General features: G+C 66.1%; 24 protein-coding genes. 15 read left to right on the top strand and 9 right to left on the bottom strand.

The window, feature by feature from the left end; translation table 11 throughout:
* Positions 1-13: 13 nt before the first annotated feature.
* The 3 genes from ACOXXX_RS00120 to ACOXXX_RS00110 all read left to right on the top strand — a co-directional run bounded on the left by ACOXXX_RS00120 (position 14) and on the right by ACOXXX_RS00110 (position 5393).
* A complete protein-coding gene (locus ACOXXX_RS00120) occupies positions 14-769 on the top strand; it encodes an SDR family NAD(P)-dependent oxidoreductase (protein ID WP_422824504.1) in 756 nt (251 codons plus the stop codon).
* The gene (kynU, locus tag ACOXXX_RS00115; protein ID WP_422824503.1) at positions 766-1959 is read left to right on the top strand and encodes a kynureninase; all 1194 of its coding nucleotides are present in this window, start codon (positions 766-768) and stop codon (positions 1957-1959) included. The genes ACOXXX_RS00120 and kynU overlap by 4 nt, the downstream gene beginning before the upstream one ends.
* Before the next feature lie 320 nt (positions 1960-2279).
* Positions 2280-5393 (top strand): Hint domain-containing protein, encoded by a 3114-nt coding sequence (locus ACOXXX_RS00110; RefSeq protein ID WP_422824502.1) that lies wholly within the window; start codon positions 2280-2282, stop codon positions 5391-5393.
* Positions 5394-5452: 59 nt separating this feature from the next.
* Here ACOXXX_RS00110 and ACOXXX_RS00105 read toward each other — a convergent pair whose 3' ends face one another.
* Both ACOXXX_RS00105 and ACOXXX_RS00100 read right to left on the bottom strand, forming a co-directional pair.
* On the bottom strand, positions 5453-6229 hold the full coding sequence (locus ACOXXX_RS00105; protein ID WP_422824501.1) for a gamma-glutamyl-gamma-aminobutyrate hydrolase family protein: 777 nt from the start codon (positions 6227-6229) through the stop codon (positions 5453-5455).
* Between the two features lie 136 nt (positions 6230-6365).
* The gene (locus ACOXXX_RS00100; RefSeq protein WP_422824500.1) at positions 6366-7028 is read right to left on the bottom strand and encodes an HAD-IA family hydrolase; all 663 of its coding nucleotides are present in this window, start codon (positions 7026-7028) and stop codon (positions 6366-6368) included.
* Between the two features lie 108 nt (positions 7029-7136).
* Here ACOXXX_RS00100 and glmU point away from each other — a divergent pair, with 108 nt between their 5' ends.
* Genes glmU through ACOXXX_RS00085 form a run of 3 tightly spaced genes read left to right on the top strand, consistent with a single transcriptional unit; the run spans position 7137 to position 10980 of the window.
* Entirely contained in the window at positions 7137-8492 is a 1356-nt protein-coding gene (gene glmU, locus ACOXXX_RS00095) for a bifunctional UDP-N-acetylglucosamine diphosphorylase/glucosamine-1-phosphate N-acetyltransferase GlmU (protein WP_422824499.1), read from the top strand.
* Positions 8492-10309, top strand: coding sequence for a glutamine--fructose-6-phosphate transaminase (isomerizing) (glmS, locus tag ACOXXX_RS00090; RefSeq protein ID WP_422824498.1), 1818 nt, complete (start codon positions 8492-8494; stop codon positions 10307-10309). Before glmU ends, glmS begins: the two co-directional genes overlap by 1 nt.
* The gene (locus ACOXXX_RS00085) at positions 10306-10980 is read left to right on the top strand and encodes a DNA alkylation repair protein (RefSeq protein WP_422824497.1); all 675 of its coding nucleotides are present in this window, start codon (positions 10306-10308) and stop codon (positions 10978-10980) included. The genes glmS and ACOXXX_RS00085 overlap by 4 nt, the downstream gene beginning before the upstream one ends.
* 28 nt (positions 10981-11008) lie before the next feature.
* Here ACOXXX_RS00085 and ACOXXX_RS00080 read toward each other — a convergent pair whose 3' ends face one another.
* Positions 11009-11494: a hypothetical protein gene (locus tag ACOXXX_RS00080; protein WP_422824496.1), complete on the bottom strand. Its 486-nt coding sequence runs from the start codon at positions 11492-11494 to the stop codon at positions 11009-11011.
* A 73-nt stretch (positions 11495-11567) separates the two neighbouring features.
* Between ACOXXX_RS00080 and moaA the strand changes: the two genes are divergently transcribed.
* On the top strand, positions 11568-12575 hold the full coding sequence (gene moaA / locus ACOXXX_RS00075) for a GTP 3',8-cyclase MoaA (protein WP_422824495.1): 1008 nt from the start codon (positions 11568-11570) through the stop codon (positions 12573-12575).
* Between the two features lie 54 nt (positions 12576-12629).
* Here the strand turns inward: moaA and ACOXXX_RS00070 are convergent, their stop codons facing one another.
* Entirely contained in the window at positions 12630-13721 is a 1092-nt protein-coding gene (locus ACOXXX_RS00070) for an anhydro-N-acetylmuramic acid kinase (protein ID WP_422824494.1), read from the bottom strand.
* Between the two features lie 60 nt (positions 13722-13781).
* Between ACOXXX_RS00070 and tyrS the strand changes: the two genes are divergently transcribed.
* Positions 13782-15035, top strand: coding sequence for a tyrosine--tRNA ligase (gene tyrS, locus ACOXXX_RS00065; RefSeq protein ID WP_422824493.1), 1254 nt, complete (start codon positions 13782-13784; stop codon positions 15033-15035).
* Positions 15036-15068: 33 nt separating this feature from the next.
* Here the strand turns inward: tyrS and ACOXXX_RS00060 are convergent, their stop codons facing one another.
* Positions 15069-15197, bottom strand: coding sequence for a hypothetical protein (locus ACOXXX_RS00060; RefSeq protein WP_422824492.1), 129 nt, complete (start codon positions 15195-15197; stop codon positions 15069-15071).
* Positions 15198-15242: 45 nt separating this feature from the next.
* Between ACOXXX_RS00060 and ACOXXX_RS00055 the strand changes: the two genes are divergently transcribed.
* Positions 15243-16121, top strand: coding sequence for a GNAT family N-acetyltransferase (locus ACOXXX_RS00055; protein WP_422824491.1), 879 nt, complete (start codon positions 15243-15245; stop codon positions 16119-16121).
* On the opposite strand, the gene ACOXXX_RS00050 is transcribed toward ACOXXX_RS00055, so the two are convergent.
* The 3 genes from ACOXXX_RS00050 to ACOXXX_RS00040 form a co-directional block, all read right to left on the bottom strand.
* Positions 16118-17083, bottom strand: a complete 966-nt coding sequence (locus ACOXXX_RS00050) for a DUF3179 domain-containing protein (protein ID WP_422824490.1) — start codon at positions 17081-17083, stop codon at positions 16118-16120. The two genes, ACOXXX_RS00055 and ACOXXX_RS00050, sit on opposite strands and share 4 nt — an antisense overlap.
* Positions 17084-17264: 181 nt before the next feature.
* Positions 17265-17813, bottom strand: a complete 549-nt coding sequence (locus ACOXXX_RS00045; RefSeq protein ID WP_422824489.1) for a peptidylprolyl isomerase — start codon at positions 17811-17813, stop codon at positions 17265-17267.
* Positions 17806-18312, bottom strand: coding sequence for a peptidylprolyl isomerase (locus ACOXXX_RS00040; RefSeq protein ID WP_422824488.1), 507 nt, complete (start codon positions 18310-18312; stop codon positions 17806-17808). Before ACOXXX_RS00040 ends, ACOXXX_RS00045 begins: the two co-directional genes overlap by 8 nt.
* Before the next feature lie 130 nt (positions 18313-18442).
* Here ACOXXX_RS00040 and ACOXXX_RS00035 point away from each other — a divergent pair, with 130 nt between their 5' ends.
* Positions 18443-19630 (top strand): phosphoglycerate kinase, encoded by a 1188-nt coding sequence (locus ACOXXX_RS00035; RefSeq protein WP_422824487.1) that lies wholly within the window; start codon positions 18443-18445, stop codon positions 19628-19630.
* Positions 19631-19640: 10 nt separating this feature from the next.
* Here the strand turns inward: ACOXXX_RS00035 and ACOXXX_RS00030 are convergent, their stop codons facing one another.
* Positions 19641-19901, bottom strand: a complete 261-nt coding sequence (locus ACOXXX_RS00030) for a hypothetical protein (protein ID WP_422824486.1) — start codon at positions 19899-19901, stop codon at positions 19641-19643.
* A gap of 277 nt (positions 19902-20178) precedes the next feature.
* Between ACOXXX_RS00030 and ACOXXX_RS00025 the strand changes: the two genes are divergently transcribed.
* The 5 genes from ACOXXX_RS00025 to ACOXXX_RS00005 all read left to right on the top strand — a co-directional run bounded on the left by ACOXXX_RS00025 (position 20179) and on the right by ACOXXX_RS00005 (position 24510).
* Positions 20179-20481 carry an FtsB family cell division protein gene (locus ACOXXX_RS00025; protein ID WP_422824485.1) on the top strand — a complete coding sequence of 101 codons (303 nt, stop codon included), beginning with the start codon at positions 20179-20181 and terminating at the stop codon, positions 20479-20481.
* A gap of 103 nt (positions 20482-20584) precedes the next feature.
* On the top strand, positions 20585-21586 hold the full coding sequence (pdhA, locus tag ACOXXX_RS00020; protein ID WP_422824484.1) for a pyruvate dehydrogenase (acetyl-transferring) E1 component subunit alpha: 1002 nt from the start codon (positions 20585-20587) through the stop codon (positions 21584-21586).
* On the top strand, positions 21586-22974 hold the full coding sequence (locus tag ACOXXX_RS00015) for a pyruvate dehydrogenase complex E1 component subunit beta (RefSeq protein WP_422824483.1): 1389 nt from the start codon (positions 21586-21588) through the stop codon (positions 22972-22974). The genes pdhA and ACOXXX_RS00015 overlap by 1 nt, the downstream gene beginning before the upstream one ends.
* Positions 22971-23240 carry a hypothetical protein gene (locus ACOXXX_RS00010; protein WP_422824482.1) on the top strand — a complete coding sequence of 90 codons (270 nt, stop codon included), beginning with the start codon at positions 22971-22973 and terminating at the stop codon, positions 23238-23240. The genes ACOXXX_RS00015 and ACOXXX_RS00010 overlap by 4 nt, the downstream gene beginning before the upstream one ends.
* Positions 23230-24510 carry a pyruvate dehydrogenase complex dihydrolipoamide acetyltransferase gene (locus ACOXXX_RS00005; RefSeq protein ID WP_422824481.1) on the top strand — a complete coding sequence of 427 codons (1281 nt, stop codon included), beginning with the start codon at positions 23230-23232 and terminating at the stop codon, positions 24508-24510. Before ACOXXX_RS00010 ends, ACOXXX_RS00005 begins: the two co-directional genes overlap by 11 nt.
* Positions 24511-24565: the final 55 nt, after the last annotated feature.

Below are 24565 nucleotides of genomic sequence, written 5' to 3'. Positions count from 1 at the left end.
ACGGAGGACATCCATGTCACTGACAGGCAAACACGCGCTGATCACCGGCGGCGGCACCGGCATCGGCCTTGGCATCGCAAAGGCGCTTGCGGGCGAAGGCGCGCAGGTGACGATCACCGGACGCCGCGCCGCCGTGCTCGAAGCCGCGGCCGACGAACACGGCCTTTTCGCGCAGGTGATGGACGTGATGGACGAGGCGTCGGTCAGGGACGGCATCGCCGCCGCGGTGGCCGCCCGCGGCCCGGTGCAGATCTGCGTGCCCAATGCAGGCATCGCCGAAGGCCGCGCCCTGCACAAGACGGACATGGAATTCTGGCGCACGATGATGGCCACCAACCTGGATGGCGCGTTCCTTACGATCCGCGAAAGCCTGACCTCGATGCGCGAAACCGATTGGGGCCGGGTCATCGCCGTATCGTCGATCGCGGGTCTGCGGGGCCTCAAGGGCGCGCCGACCTACACCGCCAGCAAGCACGGGCTCATCGGCCTGATCAAGGGGCTGGCGGCGGATTATCTGGGCAAGCCCTACACCTTCAACGCGCTTTGTCCGGCCTATGTGGATACCGAGATCGTCCCCTCCAACATCGCCCGGATCATGGAACGCACCGGGATGAACCGCGAAGAGGCGGAAAAGATCGTCATCGGCGCCAACCCGCACGGGCGGCTGATCACCGCCGATGAGGTGGCCGAAGCCGCGCTTTGGCTTTGCGCGCCACATTCGGGCAGCGTCAACGGCCAGGCCATCCAGATCGCGGGGGGCGAATTTTGACCGATTTCACCTGGACCCGGAAGCAGTTTCACCTGCCCATGGGGATGATCTACCTCGACGGCAATTCGCTGGGTCCGATGCCCAAGGCCGCGCCCGCGCGGATCGACGCGATGCTGCGGGCGGAATGGGGCGAACAGTTGATCACCGGCTGGAACGCCAGCGGCTGGATGGCCCAGCCGCGCAGCCTGGGCGACCGCATCGCGCGGCTGATCGGGGCGGAAAAGGGCCATGTGGTGATGGGCGACACGCTGTCGATCAAGGTCTACCAGGCGCTTGCCGCCGCCCTGCAACTGCGCCCCGACCGGCGGGTGATCCTGTCGGATACCGGCAACTTTCCGTCCGATCTTTACATGGCGCAGGGGCTGGTCAAGCTGCTGGGCGACCGGGCCGAACTGCGCGTCGTCAAACCGCAGGATGTGGCGGACAATATCACCGAAGACGTGGCCGTCACCCTGCTGACCGAGGTCGATTACCGCACCGGACGGATGCACGACATGGCGGCGCTCACCGCACTGGCCCAGAACAAGGGCGCGCTGACGATCTGGGATCTTGCGCATTCCGCCGGGGCCATCCCTGTCGATCTGGCCGGGGCGCAGGCCGATTTCGCCGTCGGCTGCACCTACAAGTACCTCAACGGCGGGCCGGGCGCGCCCGCGTTCATCTACGTCGCCCCGCGCCACGCGGATGTGGTGGACCCGGCGCTTGCGGGCTGGCTGGGCCACGCCAAACCCTTTGATTTCTCGCGCGACTACACCCCCGGCGCCGGGGTCGAACGCATGCGCGTGGGCACCCCGCCGGTGGTGCAGATGACCCTGCTGGAAACCGCGCTCGATATCTGGGACAGGGTGGATATGGCCGACGTGCGCCGCCAGTCCATCGCCCTGTGCGAGGATTTCATCGAACGGGTCGAGGCAGAGTGTCCGCAGCTCAAACTCTTCAGCCCGCGCGACGCCACCCGGCGCGGCAGCCAGGTCAGTTTCCGGGCCGAGAACGGTTATGCCATCATGCAGGCCCTGATCGCCGACGGCGTGATTGGCGATTTCCGCGCGCCGGACGTGATGCGCTTCGGCTTCTGTCCGCTCTACATCACCCACGACGATGTCGAAGAGGCGGTGTCGGTCCTGACCCGCATTCTGCGCGGCGCGCTCTGGGACAAGCCGGAATTCCTGCAACGCAAGGCGGTCACCTGACCGCCGCACCCTGCCCGCCCGGCGCGGTGTTGCGGCCAGCGCAACAATAGACCGCCCTTGGGCCGGGCCCCTGACGGCGGCGCCGCGCAGGCCGCAGGCCCTTGATTTGGGGGAAAATACGCCTTTCAGCCATATCTTTGCGCCGCAGTTAAACCGCATTTCATTCAAATTTTCGCCCTTCCGAGACTGTATCTCATTTGGAAACCGGCAGCGTCACAGCTGTGCCCTGCCGGATTTGCAACCGGTGCCCCGGCAGATGTGGCGCGTCGGGTAAGGGGTACGGCGGGCGTTTTGTCCGTGGTTTTGATGAGGTTACGGACATGCCCGACGGGTATCTTGTATCGCTGGGAGACGCGTATTTCGACGCCGGTGACACGATCAGCGGCGGCATTGTCACGTTCACCACCGATACCATCCTGGGGGCGGGCGAATGGGTCTGGACCGGCACTTTCGGCGGCACCACCTACACATATGAAAGCGAACCGGGCGTCTATCACCTGGCCACCGACGGCAACGTCTATTTCGTGCCCGACCTGGGGCCGGTCACAACGCTGTCGGACGGCTTTGCCTCGCTCACGCCCACAAACGGCACGGTGGACGGCACCGGCGGGGCCGAGCTTATCGATCACGACTACCTCGACACCGGGGGCGACGGCGTCGATTTCAACCCCGGCAATCCCAACGACAGCATCCTCGCGGGTGCGGGCAACGACACCGTCGCCGCAGGTCTGGGCAACGATACCGTCGGCGGCGGCGATGGCAACGACCTGATCTACGGCGATTTCGGCGTCTATGCCGCCGATCCGATCAGCGACCAGCTGCAGTGGGACAACGAAGGCGGCAACACAACCAACGTCGCGGCGGGCTTTACCCAGGACACCGGCGCGGTCGACGTGACCGTGTCCTTCACCAACACCGGCAACAACAACCCGACCTTCCAGATCGACACCGACGACACGCAATACGTCGCGGGCGGAGAGCCGTTCGACAACAACTCGTCGGTCTACCTGTTCGGCAATGGCGACGGGGCGACCTCGACCACCACCATCGACTTTGCCCCCAGCGCAGGCTCCAGCGTCGGGGATGAGGTCGAAAACGTCCGCTTCCGCATCAACGATGTCGACTGGGGCAGCGGCAACCACACCGATGTGGTGACCGTCAACGCCTATGATGCCGATGGCAACCCGGTGGCCGTAACGCTGACGCCCTCGGGCGGCGACACGGTCGTTGGCAACACCATCACCGCCAACACCGTCGGTGACGCCCCGGCGGACGCGGGCGGGTCCGTCCTGGTGGAAATCGCGGGCCCCGTCGCCAGCGTCGAGATCATCTATGGCAACGCCCAGGGCGGCACGCAGGCGATCTGGGTCACGGATGTCCACTTTGACGCGATCCTGGACGAGGCTGGTGACGACAGCCTGTCGGGCGGGCTGGGCAACGACACGATCTTTGGCGATGCGGGCAACGACACCCTGCTGGGCGATGGCGGCGCCGACAGCCTGATCGGCGGCGCAGGCGACGATTCCGTCAACGGCGGCAGCGGCAACGACACGCTGGTGGGCGGCGCGGGCAACGACACCTTCACCGGCGGTACCGGCGTCGATACGCTGGACTATTCGGCCTCGGCGGGTGCCGTGCAGGTGAACCTTGCGACCAACAGCGTCGCGGGCGGCGATGCGCAGGGCGACGTGCTGACCGGCGGGGTCGAGAACGTGATCGCCACCGCGCAGGCCGATACGCTGACCGGCGACGGGCTGGCCAACAGCTTTGCCGCGGGGGCCGGCAACGACACGCTATCGGGCGGCGGCGGCAGCGACACCCTGCTGGGCGAGGACGGCGCCGACACCATATCGGGCGGCACCGGGAACGACAGCCTCGTGGGCGGTGCAGGCGACGACACGCTCGAAGGCGGCGCAGGCGCGGACACTCTCAACGCCGGTGCGGGGATGGACTATGTGTCCTACGCCACCTCCACCGCCGGGGTGACTGTCAACCTGACCACAAACACCTTCAGCGGGGGCCATGCCACCGGCGACGTGAGCGAAGGCGGCATCGACGGCATCATCGGATCGGGCTTCAACGACAGCCTGACCGGCTATGACCCGCAGGGCCCGGACTGGACCAACGTGATCTCCGGCGGTGCGGGCGACGACACGATCGACGGCATGGGCGGCGACGATTCGCTTTATGGCGAGGCCGGGGCCGACAGCATCCTGGGCGGGGACGGCAACGACGTTGTGGATGGCGGAACCGACGCCGACACGCTGGACGGCGGGCTGGGCGACGACACCCTTGTGGGCGGGTCCGGCGGCGACAGCATCAGCGGCGGCGACGGCGCGGATTTCATCGACGCGGGCACCGGCAACGACATCGTCAGCGGTGGTGCTGGCAACGACACGATCGGCGGCAACGACGGCGACGACGTCATCGCCGCCGATGATGGCGACGACGCCGTGCTTGGCGGCAGCGGCAACGACACAATCGGCGGCGGCGCCGGCGCCGACACGATCCTTGGCGGTGCCGATGACGACGTGATCTCGGGCGGCACCGGCGCGGACGAGCTTTACGGCGACGGCGGCAACGACACGATCTTTTTCGGTCAGGGCGATACCGTGTCGGGCGGCGACGGCGACGACGTGTTCAACCTTGTCGATTTGGCCGAGGCGGGCAGCGCAGGCATCACCATCCTGGGCGGCACCACGTCGCAAAGCGCGGGCGACACGCTGAACCTCAACGGTCTGGCGGACCGCACGACCCTCAGCGTGGTCGATAACGGCGGCGGTGAATTCAGCGGCTCCGTCACCATGCTGGACGGCACGCTGATCACCTTTTCGAACATCGACAACGTGATCTGCTTTACCCCCGGCACCCGCATCCTGACGCCGCAGGGCCCGCGTCCCGTGGAAACCCTGCGCCCCGGCGATCTCATCGTGACCCGCGATCATGGTCCGCAGCCGCTGCGGTGGGTCGGGTCCAAGACCGTCCCGGCGCAGGGCCACCTGGCCCCGGTGCAAATCGCCGCCGAGGTCCTGCCGGGGGCCAACCGGCCGTTGCTGGTGTCACCGCAGCACCGCCTGCTGTTCGAAGGGTACGAGGCCGAACTGATGTTCGGCCCGTCCGAAGTGCTGGTCTCGGCCAAGCACATGATCGACGGGCAGAATATCCGCCAGGTCGAGGGGGGCGACGTCACCTATATTCATCTGATGCTGGACCGGCACGAGGTGATCTATGCCGAAGGCGCGGCGACCGAAAGCTTCCACATCGGGCACCACAGCCTCGAAACGCTGAGCGATGCGTCGCGCGCCGATCTTTTCGAGGCGTTCCCGCATCTCAAATCCGATCCCGGCGCCTATGGCGACACCGCGCGGCTTTGTCTCAAGCGGCACGAGGCGCTGTCGCTCTTTGCCGGGCATTCCGGCAGGAAGGCGGCCTGAGCCATGGGATGTTGCCTGACCATCGAACTGACCTGCGGCGCGGCCCGGCGCGCCCGTGTTCAGGCGGATTTGCGCCCCGGCAGGGCCCGCGCGGCGGCAAAGTCGCGCACCGCGTCGCCGAAGCTGGTGAACAGCGGCCGCGACACCGGGTCGTTCGCCGCGTCCCATTCGGGATGCCACTGGACCGACAGGCTGAAACCCGGCGCGCCTTCGATATACGTGGCCTCGGGCGTGCCGTCGGGCGCGTAGCCGTCTATGACGATGCGCCGTCCCGGGGTCTTGATCCCCTGCCCGTGAAGCGTGTTGGTCATCACCTCGGTCGCGCCGAACAGCCCGTGAAACGGCCCGCCTTCGGACACGGTCACGATATGGCGCAGCGCGAACTTTTCCTCCAGCGTGCCATCGGGCGGCATACGGTGGTTCATCCGCCCCGGCAGATCGCGAATCTCGGGGTACAGCGTGCCGCCCATGGCGACGTTGACCTCTTGAAAGCCGCGGCAGACGCCGAAAAACGGCTGGCCCCGTTCGACGCAGGCCCGCACCAGCGGCAGAACGATGGCATCGCGGGCGCGATCGAATTCGCCATGGGCGGCAGTGACTTCTTCGCCGTATTCCTCGGGGTGGACATTCGGCCGCCCGCCGGTCAGCAGGAAGCCGTCGCAGGTGTCCAGCAACTCCGCGACCGACACCAGCCGCGGATCGGCGGGAATGACCAGCGGAATGCAGTCCGCGACGCAGGCGACCGCCTCTGAGTTCATCGTGCCGCCGGCGTGGGCGGGATACTGATCGTTCAGCAGGTAATGATTGCCGATGATGCCGACGATGGGGCGGGTCATGTGCGTCCTTTGCCTGGGGTTATGACAAATACATAGGCCATTTGTCGGTGTTGGAAAAGATCGGGCCGGACCGGTGCGCAGGTTTTGCGCCCGCAAGACCGCCCTGTGATCAAATCCGCGGCGCTGGCCCGTCGCCCTACCCGATCAGCCCGGCCACCACGCCGCCCAGATCGTCGAAATTGTGCAAGAGCGCCTCTGGCCCCAGATCGCGCACATCCTCGTCGCCCGGGCCAAAGGTCACCAGCACGCACGGCACCCCGGCGGCCCGCGCTGTCTTGCGGTCGGTCGCGGTGTCACCGATGAGGCAGCTTTGCGCAACCGCCCCGCCCGCCTGAAGCACAGCCGCCTCATAGGGCTGCGGGTCGGGCTTGCGCACCGGCAGCGTGTCTGCCCCGATCAGGGAACCGAAGAGATCGCGCACGCCCAGGCTGACCAGCAGGTTCTGGGCCAGCCCCTCGGGTTTGTTGGTGCAGATGCCGACCTTGTAGCCCGCACGCCGCAACGCCTCGACCGCATCCACAGCGCCGGGATACATCACCGTATGGCTGTTGATGTCGTCGCCATAAGCCCGGAGCAGTTCGGGATACCAGCGGTCGACCTCGGCCTCGGACAGCGCCCCCATCCGCCCCAGCCCCAGCGTCAGCATCGCCCGCCCGCCGCGCAACGCGGTACCTGCGTCCGCCTTGGCGTCAAGCTGCGGACCCGCCCCCATCGCAACGAAGCAGCGGTTCGCCGCGGCAATCAGATCGCCGGACGTGTCGGCCAACGTCCCGTCGAGGTCGAAAATCACCGTGCGCATCTTTGAATCCTTCCTGTCACAACCCGCAATCCAACGTGAAGCGACCCACCTTGCCCTGCGCCACAGGATCGATAAAACGGACCCGGACAAATAACAAAGAGAAACCATATGCGCATCGCCCTGATCATCCTTGCCGCGGGCAAAGGCACAAGGATGGAATCGGACCTCCCGAAAGTGCTGCACAAGATCGCGGGCGCGCCGATGCTGGTCCATGCCATGCAATCGGGCGCGGCGCTTGAACCCGAGCGCGTGATTGTCGTCGCGGGTCATGGCGCGGAGAAGGTCGAGGCCGCGGCGCTGGATCACGATCCCGAGGCGCAGATCGTCGTGCAATCCGAACAACTTGGCACCGGGCATGCCGTGGCGCAGTCGCGGGACGCGCTGGAGGATTTCGACGGAGATGCCATCGTGCTTTATGGCGACACGCCGTTCATCAGCGACGCGACGCTGGAAAAGATGGTCGCGGCGCGGAAAGGCGCGGACGTGGTGGTTCTGGGGTTCGACGCCGCCGATCCAGCGCGCTATGGGCGGCTGATCCTCGACGGCGACAGGCTCGACCGGATCGTCGAATACAAGGATGCGACGGATGAAGAGCGCGCGATAACCCTTTGTAACTCCGGCTTGATCGCGGCGGATAGCGCCACGCTGTTTGATCTGCTTGACGCTGTCGGAAACGACAATGCAGCGGGCGAATACTACCTGCCCGACATCGTCGCCATCGCCCGCGACCGCGGCCTTTCGGCCACCGCCGTCACCTGTGACGAAGCCGAGACGCTGGGTGTGAACAGCCGCGCCGAACTGGCCCGTGCCGAGGCGCTGTTTCAGGCCCGCGCCCGCGCCGCGCTTGTGGCGGACGGCGTGACGATGCAGGCCCCCGACACGGTGTTTCTGAGCTGGGACACCGCCATCGGACGCGATACCGAGGTTGAACCCAATGTGATCTTCGCCCCCGGCGTCACCGTCGAATCCGGTGCCCGCATCCGGGCGTTTTCGCATCTCGAAGGCTGCCACGTATCGCGCGGCGCGGTGGTCGGCCCCTATGCCCGCCTGCGCCCCGGCGCAGAGCTGGCCGAGGATGTGCATGTGGGCAATTTTGTCGAGGTGAAGAACGCGCAGCTCGCCACCGGGGTCAAGGCGAACCACCTGAGCTATATCGGCGATGCGGATATCGGCGCGGGCACCAACATCGGCGCGGGCACGATCACCTGCAATTATGACGGTGTTTTCAAACACCGCACGGTGATCGGCGAAGGCGCCTTTATCGGGTCGAACACCATGCTCGTCGCGCCGGTCACCGTGGGCGACGCGGCGCTGACCGGAAGCGGGTCGGTGATCACCTCGGACGTGCCTGCGGGCGATCTGGCGATGGGCCGGGCGCGGCAGGAAAACAAGCCCGGTATGGGGCGCAAACTGATGGAGATGCTGCGCGCCCGAAAGGTGCGTCAGCAGAAAGGGCAAGACTGATGTGCGGTATCGTGGGCATTCTGGGCGGGCACGAGGTCGCCCCCACCCTGGTCGAGGCGCTGGGGCGGCTGGAGTATCGCGGCTACGACAGCGCCGGGATCGCGACCGTCAACGCGGGCCATCTGGACCGCCGCCGCGCGGTCGGCAAGCTGGTGAACCTCAGCGATCTGCTGGTGCACGAGCCGCTGGCGGGCAAGGCCGGTATCGGTCACACCCGCTGGGCCACCCATGGCGCGCCGACCACCACCAACGCGCATCCGCACCAAGCAGGCCCCGTCGCCGTGGTGCACAACGGCATCATCGAGAATTTCCGCGAACTGCGCGAAGAGATGGAGCGCGCGGGCCTGTCCTGCACCTCGGACACCGACACTGAAACGGTGGCCGTGCTGACGCAACATCACATGTCCCAGGGGCTCAACCAGGTGGATGCGGCGTTCAAGACGCTGGACCGGCTGGAAGGCGCCTTTGCGCTGGTGTTCCTGTTCGACGGGCAGGACGATCTGATGATCGCCGCGCGCAAGGGCAGCCCGCTGGCCATCGGCCACGGCGATGGCGAGATGTACGTCGGATCGGACGCTATCGCCCTCGCGCCGCTCACCGACCGGATCACCTATCTCGCCGAAGGTGACCGCGCCGTGATCACCCGCGCCTCGGTCGAGATACGGGACGAGGCGGGAGAGATCGTGACCCGCCCGGTCAAGCGGATCCACCAGGATGCCACCCGCGTCGACAAGGCCGGGTACAAGCACTTCATGGCCAAGGAAATCGCCGAACAGCCCACCGTTCTGGCCGGGGCGCTGTCCAGCTACGTGCGCGACCGCAAGATTAACCTGCCCGGCGAAGGCATTGATTTCACAACCGTTGACCGGTTGTCGATGGTGGCCTGCGGCACCGCCTTCTATGCCTGCCTCACAGCTAAATACTGGTTCGAACAGCTGGCCGGGCTGCCGGTCGATGTGGATATCGCTTCGGAATTCCGCTACCGCGAACCGCCCATCCCGGCGCGGACCACGGCGCTTTTCGTCAGCCAGTCGGGCGAAACCGCCGACACGCTGGCCGCGCTGCGCTATTGCCAGGGCAAGGCGGATCGGATCGTGTCGGTCATCAACGTCCCGGAAAGCTCGATTGCGCGGGAAAGCGATCTGGCGCTGCCAATTCATGCAGGCGTGGAGGTCGGCGTCGCCTCCACCAAGGCGTTCACCTGCCAGCTCAACGTGCTGCTGCTGCTGGCGCTGAAGGCGGCGGTGGACCGGGGCCGGATGACAATTGACGCGCAGGTCGAAGTGCTTGAGGCGCTCAATGGCCTTCCGGGTGTGCTGAACATCGCGCTGGACCGGGACACGGCGATTGCAAAGGTGTCGCGCCGCCTCGCCGAGGCGCGTGACGTGCTGTTCCTGGGGCGCGGGCTGATGTACCCCCTGGCGCTTGAGGGTGCACTGAAACTGAAGGAAATCAGTTATATACATGCCGAAGCTTATGCATCGGGCGAACTCAAGCACGGGCCCATCGCGCTCATTGACAAGACCGTGCCGGTGGTGGTCATGGCCCCCCGCGACAGCCTCTTCGACAAGACCGTGTCGAACATGCAGGAGGTGATGGCGCGCGGCGGCAAGGTGCTGTTGATCACCGACGCGGCGGGCGCGGCCGAGGCCGGGGGTGATGTCTGGCAGACCGTGGTGCTGCCCGAGGTGCCCGATGTGCTGACGCCGATCCTGTATGCCCTGCCCGCGCAGTTGCTGGCCTATCACACCGCCATCGCCAAGGGCACGGATGTGGACCAGCCCCGCAACCTCGCGAAATCCGTCACGGTGGAATGACGCCAGAGCACGCGCTGGATGCTCTGCGGGCGGCGGCGGACCCTGGCCGGGCCGCGCAGATGGCCGCCTATCACAAGGCGCCGCGCGTCTATCTGGGCGTGCCGAACCCTGCGACAAATGCGCTGACCCAGGGCTGGCGGCAGAGCCTGAACCTGCCCGACCGGATCGCGCTCGCCGACGGGCTGTGGCGCAGCGACATTTTCGAGGCCCGGCTGGCGGCGGCCAAGCTGCTGACCCAGGCGCGCATCCGCCCCGACGCAGAGGTCTGGGCACTGATCCAGGCCTGGGTGCCGGAGTTCGACAGCTGGGCCATCGCCGATCATGCCTGCATGGCCGGGCAGCGGCGGCTGACCGCCGATCCCGCGCGGCTGGACACGGTCGAGCACTGGACGCAAAGCCCACACATGTGGACGCGGCGCGCGGCGCTGGTGGTTACCCTGCCCTGGACAAAGCAGAATTTTCCCAAGCCCGAAGAACGGTCGGCGCGGACCCGCATCCTGGGCTGGGCGGCGGGCTATGTGCCTGACCGCGACTGGTTCATCCAGAAGGCCGTCGCCTGGTGGCTGCGCGATCTGTCGAAACATGATCCGGAAAGCGTCCGCGCGTTTCTGGCCGATCACCGCGATGGGATGAAGCCGTTCGCGCGCCGCGAGGCGGCGAAATACCTCTGATTCGCCAAGAACTTGGCCAGAACGGTGGTCAGCCGCCTGCGAAAACCTCGATCGTCGGCAGATCGGTCAGCGACGCGCCGATGAGCCGCATCGCCGCAAGCGAGATCCGGCTGCCGCCATCGGCAATCGGGATGAGGTCGACCTGCGCGGATTTGCCCGTGCCGGGCAGCAGCACGCGGCCCGAGGTGGGGGCGTCCACCAGCGTCGTTTCCAGCCAGAACCCCGGCCGCGCCGGATCGCCCAGCGACGCCACGGTCGTGCCCAGCGACCGTTCGCCAGCGGGTTCGGCCGGGGCCGCGGCGGCGGCGCGTTCCTCTGCGGTGGTGGTGTCGAAATCCTCGACCGTGCGGGCGGCAGGCGGCGGGGTGCGCGAGATGACGGGCGCGGCCGCCGCCTCTTCTGCCGGGGGCGGGGCCGCGGCGGCGGGCTGCGGCTGGGCCTGGTTCATCATGTCGGAACAGGCACCCAGCGGCACCAGACAGATGAGCGGAAAAAGTTTCGAGAAGTCACCCATATGGCACCTAAGTCGTGATCGCGTTTCGATGGCGATACTTGCCCATCGGCGCGCGGAATACTAGGGTCTGCGCATGACATCGCCCCTGATTGATCCCTTCCTGCGCCCGATTTCGTATCTGCGCGTCTCGGTCACCGACCGCTGCGATTTTCGCTGCGTCTACTGCATGTCCGAGAACATGACCTTTCTGCCGAAGAAAGAGCTTCTGACGCTCGAGGAGCTGGACCGCATGTGTTCGACCTTCGTGCGGCTGGGGGTGGAAAAGCTGCGCATCACCGGCGGCGAACCGCTGGTGCGGCGCGATATCCTGACGTTCTTTCGGGCCATGACCCGGCATCTTGAGGCCGGCACGCTGAAGGAACTGACGCTGACCACCAACGGATCGCAGCTCGAACGGTTCGCGGACGATCTTTATGCCGCGGGCGTGCGGCGTGTGAACATCTCGCTCGATACGCTGGACGAGCAGAAGTTCGCCGATATCACCCGCTGGGGCCGCCTGCCTCAGGTGCTGCGCGGCATCGACGCCGCGCAAAAGGCCGGACTCAGGGTCAAAATCAACACCGTGGCGCTTAAGGGCTTCAACGAGGATGAATTGCTGACCCTCACCGAATGGTGTGCACGCCGCGACATGGACCTGACCTGGATCGAGGTCATGCCGATGGGCGACATAGGCAACGAGGATCGGCTGGGCCAGTACTGGAAGCTGGACGACCTGCGCCGGACGCTGGGCAAGCACTACACGCTGACCGATCTGCCCGAAAGCACCGGCGGCCCCGCGCGCTATGTGCGGCTGGAAGAGACAGGCCAGAAAATCGGGTTCATCACGCCGCTCACGCATAACTTCTGCGAAAGCTGCAACCGCGTGCGGCTGACCTGCACCGGCGAGCTTTTCATGTGCCTGGGCCAGGAGGACAACGCCGACCTGCGCTCGGCCCTGCGCAACCATCCGGGCAGTGACGCCCCGCTGGAGGCGGCGATCCGCGCTGCGATCGCGCGCAAGCCAAAGGGCCACGATTTCGACTATTCCCGGCAGTCGGTCGACGGACGCGTATCGCGGCACATGAGCCATACGGGCGGGTGAGGCACCGGAAAATTCGGATTTTCCGGTCCGTTTTCCTTGAGGAAAACGGCCGCTTCACGGGCGGCTGATCTCTCCCCCGCCCACCGCCGCGCGCACGCCGGTCGTGGACGGGCACGAGGTCGGTAGCCCCCGCGCCACCCGCACCGCGAGATAGGCAAAGGCCTGCGCTTCAAGCATGTCGCCATCAAGCCCCACCGCCTCCACCGGCTCGACCGGGCAGTCGAGGCCGGCGGCCAGCATCGCCATCATCACCGGGTTGTGCCGCCCGCCGCCCGTCACCAGCAGCCGCGCGGGCGGGGTCGGGCAATGCTCAACCCCGCGCATCACGGCGGCGGCGGCCATCGCGGTCATGGTGGCGGCGGCATCTGCATCGTCGAGCTCGCGCACGAGGTCCAGCATCAGCGAAAAATCGTCCCGGTCCAGGGACTTGGGCGGCATCTTGAGGAAATAACCTTCGTCGAGGAACAGCTCCAGCGCGCCATCGACCACCTGTCCCGTGGCGGCCAGCGCGCCGTCACGGTCACATTCCAGCCCGCGGCGCTGGGTCATCAGGTCGTTGATCGGAGCGTTGGCAGGCCCGGTGTCGAAGGCCAGTAGCGCGCCCTGGGCCTCGGGCCGGTCAACCGACGGATCGACCCATGTGAGGTTGCCCACCCCGCCGAGGTTGAGAAAGGCCATGGGTGCTGTCGCGCCGATCCATTTGGCGCAGGCGAAATGATAGAACGGCGCCAGCGGCGCGCCCTCACCGCCCAGCCGCACGTCGTTGCTGCGGAAATCCCAGACCACGGGCACGCCCAGCGCTTTCGCCAGCGCCCCGCCGTCGCCCAGCTGGTGCGTGCCGCGCCCGCGCGGATCATGCGCCAGGGTCTGGCCGTGAAACCCGATCAGATCGACCCCGTCATAGGCGCCCAACGCCTCGATATGAGCGGTCTGGATCACCTCTTGCGCCGCTTCCAGCCCCGCGCCCGGCCAGCGGCCCAGCACCGCCCGCAGTTCGGCCCTTTCGGCATCGGAATAGGGCCGGTAGCCTGAGCGGCCGAACTCGAGGATGACCTCACCATCGGTGCGCAGCATCGCCGTGTCGACACCGTCCAGCGACGTGCCCGACATCGCCCCCAGCGCCCAGATCGCCTGCCTGCCCAACATGGTCTTTTCCTTCGCCACTCCGGTCACTATAGGTTGCGCGCACTTTAGAGGGAACAGACCATGACCTACCATCCCAAATCGGACTTCATGCGCGTCATGATAGAGCGCGGCTTTCTGGCCGACTGCACCGATTATCAGGGCCTTGACGAGGCGCTGACCAAGGGGGTGGTGCCGGGCTATATCGGCTTTGACGCGACGGCGAAATCGTTGCACGTGGGCAGCCTGATCCAGATCATGACGCTGCGCTGGCTGCAGAAGACCGGGCACAAGCCCATCACGCTCATGGGCGGCGGCACCACCAAGGTGGGCGACCCGAGCTTTCGCGCCGAGGAACGCCCGCTGCTGACGCCCGCGCAGATCGACGACAACATCGCCGGGATCAAGCAGGTGTTCGAAAAATACGTCGATTACGGCGACAACCCCACCGGCGCGCTGATGCTCAACAATGCCGAATGGCTGGACGGGCTCAACTACCTCGACTTCCTGCGCGACATCGGTCGGCATTTTTCGGTCAACCGGATGCTGGCGTTCGAGTCGGTGAAATCGCGGCTCGACCGCGAACAGTCGCTGTCGTTCCTCGAATTCAACTACATGATCCTGCAGGCCTATGATTTTCTGGAACTGAATCGCCGTTACGGCTGTCTGGTGCAGTTCGGCGGATCGGACCAGTGGGGCAACATCGTCAACGGCATCGACCTGACGCGCCGGGTGCTGGATCACGAGATCTATGGCCTGACGACGCCGCTTCTGACCACCAGCGACGGCAAGAAGATGGGCAAGACCGCCAACGGGGCGATCTGGCTCAATGCCGACATGCTGAGCCCCTATGAGTTCTGGCAGTTCTGGCGCAACACCACCGATGCCGATGTGGGCCGGTTCCTCAAGCTTTATACCGAGCTCCCGGTCGAGGAATGCGACCGTCTGGGCGCGCTTGGCGGGTCCGAGATCAACAGCGCCAAGATCCGTCTGGCCAACGAGGTCACGACGCTTTGCCACGGGGCCGAGGCCGCCGCGACGGCAGAGGCGACCGCGCGTGAGGTCTTCGAGCGGGGCGGCGTGGGCGACGATCTGCCAACGCTGGAGCTGACGGCGGACGAGCTGTCGGACGGCGTATCCATCGTGCAGGTGCTGGTGCGCGCGGGCCTTGCCAAATCGGGCAAGGAGGCCAAGCGGCTGATCGCCGAAAACGGTGCCCGCATCGACGATGCGCCGCTGACGGATGCGGGGTTGATGCTGGATGCGGGCGCCTTGGCCACTCCTGTGAAGCTGAGTGCCGGGAAAAAGCGCCACGCGCTGGTCAAGCGCGCCGAATAGCTATGGCACCGGTGATCCGCCGCATAAGGCGGATCACCAGATCACCTCGGCAATGCCAAGCGCGGCCATGGGCAGCGACAGACCCATCGCCAGCAGCAGGGCCGCGGCAGGGGTGGGTCGGGGGCGCGGCGCCCTGGGCCCCCTCTTTGCGATATCACTCATGTGCGCATTAACGCGGATTTCGTTTTCGATTGCGTTAATGCATCCATGACACCTCCAATTCCCTTGCTGCAATCGCCCGAATTCGCCCGCACCCTGACCGCGCTTGGCCTGCCGGTGCGGCGGCATCAGGGATGCTTTGGCCCGGGGTCAAGCGCGGTTTGGCAGGTTCAGTCTCGGCGTCTCGCGGTTCTGGGGCCAGTCGATCTGATCTCTCGCGGGCCGGTATGGGACGGTCCGCCCCGCATGGCGGCGTGGCTGCAGGCCCTGCCCCGATCCCGCCCGCTGATCCTGAACGCGGGCACTGCCTGCCCGAACGGCCTGCGCGATGCCGGGTTCTGGCCACTGATCACCCCGGCGAGCCTTGCGATACTTGATCTGCAAGACCCCACCCTCATGCGCGCGGCGCTACACCAGAAATGGCGCAACCGGCTGGTCCGGGCCGAAGGCGCGGGGTTGCAGGTGACGCAGGGCCCGCTTAGCCCCGGTCACTGGCTGCTGTCGGCAGAGGTCGCGCAACAGCGGAGCAAACGCTATCGCGGCCTGCCAGCGGGTACCTGGCTCCCCTTTGCAATGGCCAATCCGGGCAAGGCGCAGGTGGTCGAGGCGCGCGATCGCGATGGCCCCGTGGCCGCCGCGCTGATCCTGCGCCATGGTGCGATGGCGACATATCAGATCGGCGTCAGCACCGACTCCGGCCGCCGCAGCAACGCGATGAATCTGGTGCTTTGGCGGGCGATCTGTGCCTTGGCCGATGTCGGCGTTCGCCAGCTGGACCTTGGGGCGGTCAACACCGACGACGCGCCGGGCCTCGCACGTTTCAAACTGGGCACCGGCGCACAGATCCACCGGCTGGGCGGCACCTGGCTCTATGCCCGGGCGCTGGCCCCACTGGCCTGCCGGCTGCCCGAACGCCTCGCGGCCTAACGCCCCAGCATCCAGGTGCCTTCCGGCCAGAACGCATCAAATGCAAAGGCGAACATGACGTCATGCGGCACGTCATGCCCCTGCTCGTCGCGCACCCGCACAGACCCGACATCGCGCCCGCGCGCGATGGTGCTGGCATCCAGGGCAGAAGCCTGGCCCGCGCGCCAGTCGATCGTTACCCCGGCCTCGGCAATGGTCTGCTCCTGCCGCAGCCGATCCATGGGCCAGGCCCTGTCGCCCACGCGCACCACCCGCATCAGTGCAGGGATGCCGTGCGGCGGCGGATCGCCGGAATAAAGGAACGGGCGCTTCGAACTGTCGTAGTTGCGGTAGGGATTGCGACCGTAGTCGCGGTTGTAGCCCGGTTCCGCCATGACCAGGCCGCCTGGATTGCGGGCGCTGAACGCCTCCCAGGACTCGAGCCAGCTGGGCACCTGCCGCAGTTCCGCCCCGGTCAGCTCGCCGACGATGGCCTCGCCTATGGCCTGCTGCCACCAGCTTTGGGTTTCGCGATCATACATCACCATGTCGGAAAACCGCAGCTTGCCGGTCACGCCGAAGGTCAGTTCCCGGCCGTCGACCCGCCGGTCGAAGGTCAGCGCAGAATTGCACAAGGGGCAGAAGGTCACCGCGACGGGGACGCCGCCAATCCGGTCGTTGACGATTTCATGCCAGGTCAGATAGCGGATCGGATAGGCGCGCGGCGTAGCGCCTGCAATCTCGACTGCGATCACGGGTTCCGGCCCGGCGATGCCGCGCTTGTCCGCAACCTTGACGAAATCCGGATCGCTCAGCGCCGGGATGCCGTCCTTTCCCGGCCCGCCCGAGATGATCTCGGCCCAGTTGGCGACACTGGTGCGGTCAAAGTTCGTGTCGGGCCATTCGTTTTCCCAGAAAGGCGGCGTGGCCTGGGCCATGCCTGCAACCCACAGCGCGACGACGATTCCCCAAAGACGCAGCATCCGCACCCCTCCGATATGCCTCTGGGCAAAGTCTGCACCAAAGGCCCCGGCACGCCCAGCCCACCCCACGCAGACGTGAGGGAGAAGCGCAGTCACCTGTTTCATCTGCCCGGAAATACTTCGGGGAGCGCGAGGGGCAGCGCCCCTCGCACATGTCGCAGTACGCGCCGTATTCGCGCCTCTAGTCGGTGACGGTGACCGACTGCATCACGTCCGGTGCGCCGATCACGGCGCCGTTGGGGCCCTCGCCGCGCTTGATCGCGTCGAGCACGTCGAGCCCGTCGGTCACCTCGCCCACGATCGTGTACTGACCGTTGAGAAACTCGCCCGGGGCAAACATGATGAAGAACTGCGAATTGGCCGAGTTCGGGTTCTGCGACCGGGCCATGCCCACGACGCCCCGCTCGAACGACAGATCCGAAAACTCCGCAGGCAGGTCGGGCAGGTCGGACCCGCCGCGCCCGGCCATGCTCATGTTGCCGCCGGTCTTGCCGAATTCCACGTCACCGGTTTGCGCCATGAAGCCGTCGATCACCCGGTGAAAGACCACACCGTCATAGGCGCCCTGCTCTGCCAGCGTGGTGATCCGTTCAACATGCTGCGGGGCCACGTCTTCGAAAAGGTCGATTGCGATGGTGCCGTTGGCCTCACCGGCGACCTCGATCTCGATCCCGGTCGCAAGCGCGGGGCTGGCGGCCAGAAGCGCCGCGGTGCACAGAAGCTTACGCATCGGCGGCCACCTTCACGGAAATCATCCGGTCGGGATCGGCGGGCGGTTCGCCCTTGGTGATGGCGTCCACATGCTCCATCCCCGAAATCACCCGGCCATAGACGGTGTACTGACCGTTGAGGAAATGGTTGTCCTTGAAGTTGATGAAGAATTGCGAATTGGCGGAGTTCGGGTTCTGGCTGCGCGCAGCGCCCAGGGTGCCGCGGTCATGCGGCAGCTTGGAGAATTCCGCAGGCAGGTTCGGCAGTTCCGAACCGCCGGTGCCCGCGGCGCGGATGTTGAAATCCTTTTCCATGTTGCCGTTGGCCACGTCGCCCGTCTGCGCCATGAACCCGTCGATCACCCTGTGAAAACAGACGTTGTCATAAAGCCCTGCGCGCGCCAGGTCCTTCATCCGTTCGGAATGCTGCGGGGCCACTTCGGGCAGCAGTTCGATGACGACGGTGCCGCCTTTCAGCTCCATCAGGATGGTGTTTTCGGGGTCCTTGATCTCGGCCATGTGTCGCTCCCTTGGCTTGTCTGGTCCTTAGGTAATCGTCGGGGCGGCGAATGCCAAGCGGTGCATTGACCTCTGCGGCGCAACCGGCCAAACCTAGGCGCGACCGCAGACACCCCCGGAGATTGACGACATGGCCTGGAAAACGCTCGACCAGATGGATCTTGACGGCAAGCGCGTGCTGACCCGCGTGGACATCAACGTGCCGGTCGAGGATGGCCGCGTCACCGACGCCACCCGGATCGAACGCATCGCGCCCACGGTCGCGGATATCCTCGCCGCAGGGGGCAAGCCGGTGTTGCTCGCGCATTTCGGCCGCCCCAAGGGCAAGCGCGTGGACGAGATGAGCCTGCAACCGCTGATCCCGGCGCTGGAAAAGGCGCTTGATGCAAAGGTTGTCTTTGCCGCCGATTGCATTGGCCCCGCCGCAAAGGCTGCGGTGGACGCGCTGCAACCCGGTGAAGTGCTGCTGCTTGAAAACACGCGCTTTCACGCGGGCGAAGAAAAGAACGACGCAGAGCTTGCGGCGGGCATGGCCGAACTGGGCGATGTCTATTGCAACGACGCCTTTTCCGCCGCCCACCGCGCCCATGCCTCGACCGAAGCGCTGGCGCGGCTTCTGCCCTCCTGCGCGGGTCGTCTGATGCAGGCCGAACTCTCGGCGCTGGAAAAGGCGCTTGGCGATCCCGAACGCCCGGTGCTTGCCGTGGTTGGCGGGGCCAAGGTGTCGACCAAGCTCGAACTGCTGTCGAACCTGGTGGAAAAGGTCGACATGCTGGTGATCGGCGGCGGTATGGCCAACACCTTCCTGGCGGCGCAGGGCCTCGACGTGGGCAAATCGCTTTGCGAGCACGAGATGACCGGCACCGCGAAAGAGATCGCCGAAAAGGCCGCCGCGGGGGGCTGCGAGATCCTGCTGCCGCGCGACGTGGTCGTGGCGCGTGAGTTCAAGGCCGGGGCCGAGAACGAGGTTGTGAAGGCCGAGGACTGCCCGGCGGATGCGATGATCCTGGACGCTGGCCCGGATTCGGTGGCGCATGTGGGCCAGGCGCTTGAGCGGGCGAAGACGCTCATTTGGAACGGCCCGCTGGGGGCGTTCGAGATCGCCCCCTTCGATGCCGCCACCAACGCCGCCGCGGGCCATGCCGCGAAGCTCAGCCGCGAAGGCAAACTCGTGTCGGTCGCCGGTGGCGGCGACACGGTGGCCGCGCTCAACAAGGCCGGGGCGGCAGAGGATTTTACCTACATCTCGACCGCGGGCGGCGCGTTCCTGGAATGGATGGAGGGCAAGACCCTGCCCGGGGTGGCGGCGTTGGGGTGACGCAAAGGCCCTAGTTTCTGGCGCGCCGCCATCCAGCGGCACGCGCCTCCGCTTCGGTACAGAACCACCGTTCACCTTCCAGCAAATCAATTCGGGTCTGGTTGTAGAATTCTTGCCCGACCATGTGATAAATCCGGTCGCCCGACGATCGGCTGACATTGCCCTTGATACGGCATTTGGATGACAGGCCCGCCGCTGCGGCTAGTCCTGCAGAAGTGTCCCTGATCTCATCAAGACCTCGCCGAACGTAGACCTTCGTTTCCTCGGTCATGACCCGGCTGGCAGTCAGTCCCGTGGTCCCGACTACGGCGAGCAGTATGATCCATTTCGTTCGCCCCGAGACGCGCCTTCTTCTCATAGCACTGACCTTTCGTTTTCGCCGCCGTGTCGCAAGGGGCACAACAACATCACCCCCATTTCGATTTGGCCGCTGCGGCATTTTCGAATCACTTTCTCTCAAACCGCTTCAACAGGGGATTCCCTGTATGGAATCATTGTGGCATAGTTGTGCCCACGCGCCCGTCAGAGGCGCACCGGAGAGGCAGAGCATGACCACCCGTCGCACCCGTCCCGCCTTTGGCGTCCTGATCTTTTTCGCGGTCTGCGTGACGCTGGCGGGGTACTTCACCTTCGCCGCCGTGCAGGGCGATTACGGCGTGTTCCGTCGTGCGGAAATCGCCGTCGAGGCGGCAGAGTTGCGCCGCGAACTGGCGGGACTCGAGGCCGAGGTGGCGCGGATGGAGAACCTCACCCGGCGGCTGTCGGACGATTACCTTGACCTCGACCTGCTCGACCAGCAGGCCCGCGACGTGCTGGGCCTGACCCGCTCTGACGAAATCGTGGTGCGCTGAGCGGGCCGCGATACCGACCTCAGTCGCTTTGACAGACCCCGCGAACAGCCCTACCCTGAGCAAAACCGTTTAGCGCTAAACTAACTGTCAGGGAGGTGCGGCCATGGCTGCGCGCAAGACCACCGCCAAACCCGATGCGTCGGCCGAAGAGCTGACGCAGTTCTACCGGGACATGCTGCTGATCCGCCGGTTCGAGGAAAAGGCGGGCCAGCTTTATGGCATGGGCCTGATCGGCGGGTTCTGTCACCTCTACATCGGACAGGAAGCGGTGGTTGTCGGGCTTGAGGCCGCGGCACAGGATGGCGACAAGCGCCTGACCTCGTACCGCGATCACGGGCACATGCTGGCCTGCGGGATGGATCCGAATGGCGTGATGGCGGAACTCACGGGCCGCGCCGGGGGCTATTCCAAGGGCAAGGGCGGCTCGATGCACATGTTCTCGAAGGAAAAGGATTTCTACGGCGGGCACGGCATCGTGGCGGCGCAGGTGCCGATCGGCGCGGGGCTGGCCTTTTCCGACAAGTACAAGGGCAACAAGAACGTCACCTTCACCTATTTCGGCGATGGCGCGGCCAACCAGGGCCAGGTCTACGAGACCTACAACATGGCCGAGCTTTGGGACCTGCCGGTGGTTTTCGTCATTGAAAACAATCAGTACGCCATGGGCACATCGGTAACGCGCTCGACCAAGAGCCCGTCGATGTGGGAACGCGGCGCGGCCTACGGCATCCCCGGAGAGGCGGTTGACGGCATGGAAGTGCTGGCGGTGCGCGATGCGGGCCTCAAGGCGGTGAAACACTGCCGCGCGGGCAAGGGCCCGTATATCCTCGAGATCAAGACATACCGCTACCGCGGCCATTCGATGTCGGACCCGGCCAAGTACCGCACCCGTGAAGAGGTGCAGAAGATGCGCGAGGAACGCGACTGCATCGAACACGTCCGCGCCCTTCTGCTTGATGGCGGCCACGCCAGCGAAGAGGACCTCAAGACCATCGACAAGGAGATCAAGAGCGTCGTGAACGCCGCCGCCGATTTCGCCCGCGAAAGCCCGGAGCCGGATCTGGACGAGCTCTGGACGGATATTTATGCGACGGAGGATGTGTGATGGCCACGGAAATCCTCATGCCAGCCCTCAGCCCCACGATGGAGGAAGGCACGCTGGCGAAATGGCTGGTGAAGGAGGGCGATACGGTCAGCGCGGGGGACGTGATCGCCGAGATCGAGACCGACAAGGCGACGATGGAATTCGAAGCGGTCGACGAAGGCGTGATCGGGTCGCTGCTGGTCGAGGAAGGCACGCAGGCGGTCAAGGTCAACACCCCCATCGCGCTGCTGCTGGACGAGGGCGAGGATGCCGAGACCGCGACCGTCGAGAGCGCGCAATCGCAGCAGCCTGCGCCCGCCGACAAGACGCTGACCTCGGAAAGCCAGCCCGCAGTGGCCAAGGATCACCCCTCGCCCGCCAAGGTCGCGGCCGCCACGCCGGAACCCGACTGGCCGCAGGGCACAAAGGTCAAGAAACAGACCGTCCGCGAGGCTTTGCGCGATGCCATGGCCGAGGAAATGCGCCGCGACGACACGGTGTTCCTGATGGGTGAAGAGGTGGCCGAATACCAGGGCGCCTACAAGATCAGCCAGGGCCTTTTGGAAGAGTTCAAGTCAAAGCGCGTGATCGACACGCCGATCACCGAACACGGCTTTGCCGGCCTTGCGGTCGGTGCGGCCTTCGGAGGGCTGCGGCCCATCGTGGAGTTCATGACCTTCAACTTCGCCATGCAGGCGATGGACCAAATCGTCAACTCCGCGGCCAAGACGCTTTACATGTCGGGCGGCCAGATGGGCGCGCCGATGGTGTTCAGGGGGCCCAACGGTGCTGCGGCCCGGGTGGCGGCACAGCACAGCCAGGATTACGCGGCGTGGTACGCGCAGATCCCGGGGCTGAAAGTGGCGATGCCCTACTCCGCCTCCGACGCCAAGGGCCTGCTGAAAACCGCGATCCGCGATCCCAACCCGGTGATCTTTCTGGAGAACGAAATCCTGTACGGACGGTCGTTCGAGGTGCCGGTGATGGACGATTTCACCGTGCCCTTCGGCAAGGCGCGGATCTGGCGCGAGGGTCAGGATGTCACCATCGTGAGCTTCGGCATCGGCATGACATATGCGCTGGAAGCCGCTGAAAAGCTTGCCAAAGACGGGATCGATGCAGAGGTGGTCGATCTGCGCACCCTGCGTCCGATGGACACCGCGACGGTCATTGCCAGCGTGCAAAAGACCAACCGCTGCGTCACGGTCGAAGAAGGCTGGCCGGTAGGCAGTATCGGCAATCACATCTCGGCCGTGCTGATGCAGGAGGCCTTCGATTACCTCGACGCGCCGGTGCTCAACTGCACCGGCAAGGACGTGCCGATGCCCTATGCCGCGAACCTCGAAAAGCACGCGCTCGTCACCACCGAAGAGGTCGTGGCCGCCTGCAAGAAGGTGACCTACCGATGACCGGCAGCGGGGTCGAGGTGCTGGGCCGCGACGTGGCGCGCGAGGCCTACCGCGTGCGCAGCGGCGACGTGGTGGCGTTCGTGCCGGAATGCCTGATGGACGGTCTGCGCCCCGGGACGCGCCCCAGCCATCAGGAGGCCTATGAATGGATCGCCGCGCACGGGCCCCAGCTGCGCCGCGCGGTGACGGCGCTGGCGCAGGGAGAGACGCCGAAAAAGCCCTTCGACCTCATGGACCTGGATGCGGAGACCCCCGATGCCCGTTGAGATTCTCATGCCCGCCCTCAGCCCCACGATGGAGGAAGGCGCACTGGCGAAATGGCTGGTGAAGGAGGGCGATACGGTCAGCGCGGGCGACGTGATCGCCGAGATCGAGACCGACAAGGCGACGATGGAATTCGAAGCGGTGGACGAAGGCACGATGGGGCAGATCCTCGTCGCCGAAGGCACCGCCGCGGTCAAGGTCAACACGCCCATCGCTGTCCTTCTGGAGGATGGCGAAAGCGCCGATGATATCGCCCCGCCACCTGCCGCCGAACAGGCGACTGAGCGGGCGCCGCAGGCCCCGGTGACGCCTGCCGATGCCGCCCCCGCGCCGCCTGCGCCCGGACGGGACGGCACGCGGATCTTCGCCTCGCCCCTCGCGCGCCGCATCGCAGAGCAGAAGGGGCTGGATCTCGCGCAGATCACCGGGTCGGGCCCGCGCGGCCGGATCGTCAAGGCCGATGTCGAAAGCGCCAGCGCCACACCGAAGACGCCCGACCGGGCGGAGGAGGTGCCGCAACAGGCCGCCACGGCTCCCGCATCCCCCTCGGCCAGCCAGGTCGCCGCCCTCTATGCCGACCGCGCCTTTGAAGAGGTGCCGCTTGACGGCATGCGCAAGACCATCGCCGCCCGCCTGACCGAGGCAAAGCAGACCATCCCGCATTTCTACCTGCGCCGCTCTGTCCGGCTCGACGCTCTGCTGGACTTCCGCGCTCAGATCAACGCGCAGCTCTCGGCGCGCGGGGTCAAGCTCTCGGTCAACGATTTCATCATCAAGGCCTGCGCCCTCGCCCTGCAAGAAGTGCCCGACGCCAACGCCGTCTGGGCCGGGGACCGCATCCTGCGCCTGACGCCGTCGGATGTCGCCGTGGCCGTCGCCATCGAGGGCGGGCTTTTCACGCCGGTGCTCCGCGACGCTGAGGCCAAGTCGCTCTCTGCCCTCTCGACCGAGATGAAGGACCTCGCGGCCCGCGCCCGCGACCGCAAGCTTGCCCCGCAGGACTACCAGGGCGGGAGCTTTGCCATTTCCAACCTCGGGATGATGGGGATCGAGAATTTCGACGCGGTGATCAACCCGCCGCACGGCGCGATCCTCGCCGTCGGGGCCGGGATCAAGCAGCCGGTCGTGACCGAGGACGGCAGCCTTGGCGTCGCCACGGTCATGTCCATGACGCTCAGCGTCGATCACCGGGTCATCGACGGCGCGCTTGGCGCTGATCTGCTGGCCGCCATCGTCCGTCACCTGGAAAACCCGATGGCCATGCTGGCCTGAGCGCGCCTGCTTCTCCGGTTCTCAAATACCTCGGGGGTGCGGGGGCAGCGCCCCC

The sequence above is a fragment of the Thalassococcus sp. BH17M4-6 genome, from assembly GCF_049323015.1.
Classification (GTDB): domain Bacteria; phylum Pseudomonadota; class Alphaproteobacteria; order Rhodobacterales; family Rhodobacteraceae; genus Puniceibacterium.
This window is presented reverse-complemented; position numbering and strand designations above follow the sequence as displayed.

Coding starts and splice junctions, on each gene's coding strand:
- glmU (WP_422824499.1), top strand. CDS start 7,137: ATGCGCATCGCCCTGATCATCCTTGCCGCGGGCAAAGGCACAAGGATG.
- ACOXXX_RS00010 (WP_422824482.1), top strand. CDS start 22,971: ATGACCGGCAGCGGGGTCGAGGTGCTGGGCCGCGACGTGGCGCGCGAG.
- moaA (WP_422824495.1), top strand. CDS start 11,568: ATGACATCGCCCCTGATTGATCCCTTCCTGCGCCCGATTTCGTATCTG.
- ACOXXX_RS00070 (WP_422824494.1), bottom strand. CDS start 13,721: ATGTTGGGCAGGCAGGCGATCTGGGCGCTGGGGGCGATGTCGGGCACG.
- ACOXXX_RS00025 (WP_422824485.1), top strand. CDS start 20,179: ATGACCACCCGTCGCACCCGTCCCGCCTTTGGCGTCCTGATCTTTTTC.
- ACOXXX_RS00105 (WP_422824501.1), bottom strand. CDS start 6,229: ATGACCCGCCCCATCGTCGGCATCATCGGCAATCATTACCTGCTGAAC.
- ACOXXX_RS00085 (WP_422824497.1), top strand. CDS start 10,306: ATGACGCCAGAGCACGCGCTGGATGCTCTGCGGGCGGCGGCGGACCCT.
- glmS (WP_422824498.1), top strand. CDS start 8,492: ATGTGCGGTATCGTGGGCATTCTGGGCGGGCACGAGGTCGCCCCCACC.
- tyrS (WP_422824493.1), top strand. CDS start 13,782: ATGACCTACCATCCCAAATCGGACTTCATGCGCGTCATGATAGAGCGC.
- ACOXXX_RS00055 (WP_422824491.1), top strand. CDS start 15,243: ATGACACCTCCAATTCCCTTGCTGCAATCGCCCGAATTCGCCCGCACC.
- ACOXXX_RS00015 (WP_422824483.1), top strand. CDS start 21,586: ATGGCCACGGAAATCCTCATGCCAGCCCTCAGCCCCACGATGGAGGAA.
- ACOXXX_RS00045 (WP_422824489.1), bottom strand. CDS start 17,813: ATGCGTAAGCTTCTGTGCACCGCGGCGCTTCTGGCCGCCAGCCCCGCG.
- ACOXXX_RS00050 (WP_422824490.1), bottom strand. CDS start 17,083: ATGCTGCGTCTTTGGGGAATCGTCGTCGCGCTGTGGGTTGCAGGCATG.
- ACOXXX_RS00120 (WP_422824504.1), top strand. CDS start 14: ATGTCACTGACAGGCAAACACGCGCTGATCACCGGCGGCGGCACCGGC.
- ACOXXX_RS00080 (WP_422824496.1), bottom strand. CDS start 11,494: ATGGGTGACTTCTCGAAACTTTTTCCGCTCATCTGTCTGGTGCCGCTG.
- ACOXXX_RS00005 (WP_422824481.1), top strand. CDS start 23,230: ATGCCCGTTGAGATTCTCATGCCCGCCCTCAGCCCCACGATGGAGGAA.
- ACOXXX_RS00060 (WP_422824492.1), bottom strand. CDS start 15,197: ATGAGTGATATCGCAAAGAGGGGGCCCAGGGCGCCGCGCCCCCGACCC.
- pdhA (WP_422824484.1), top strand. CDS start 20,585: ATGGCTGCGCGCAAGACCACCGCCAAACCCGATGCGTCGGCCGAAGAG.
- ACOXXX_RS00035 (WP_422824487.1), top strand. CDS start 18,443: ATGGCCTGGAAAACGCTCGACCAGATGGATCTTGACGGCAAGCGCGTG.
- ACOXXX_RS00030 (WP_422824486.1), bottom strand. CDS start 19,901: ATGACCGAGGAAACGAAGGTCTACGTTCGGCGAGGTCTTGATGAGATC.
- ACOXXX_RS00100 (WP_422824500.1), bottom strand. CDS start 7,028: ATGCGCACGGTGATTTTCGACCTCGACGGGACGTTGGCCGACACGTCC.
- ACOXXX_RS00040 (WP_422824488.1), bottom strand. CDS start 18,312: ATGGCCGAGATCAAGGACCCCGAAAACACCATCCTGATGGAGCTGAAA.
- ACOXXX_RS00110 (WP_422824502.1), top strand. CDS start 2,280: ATGCCCGACGGGTATCTTGTATCGCTGGGAGACGCGTATTTCGACGCC.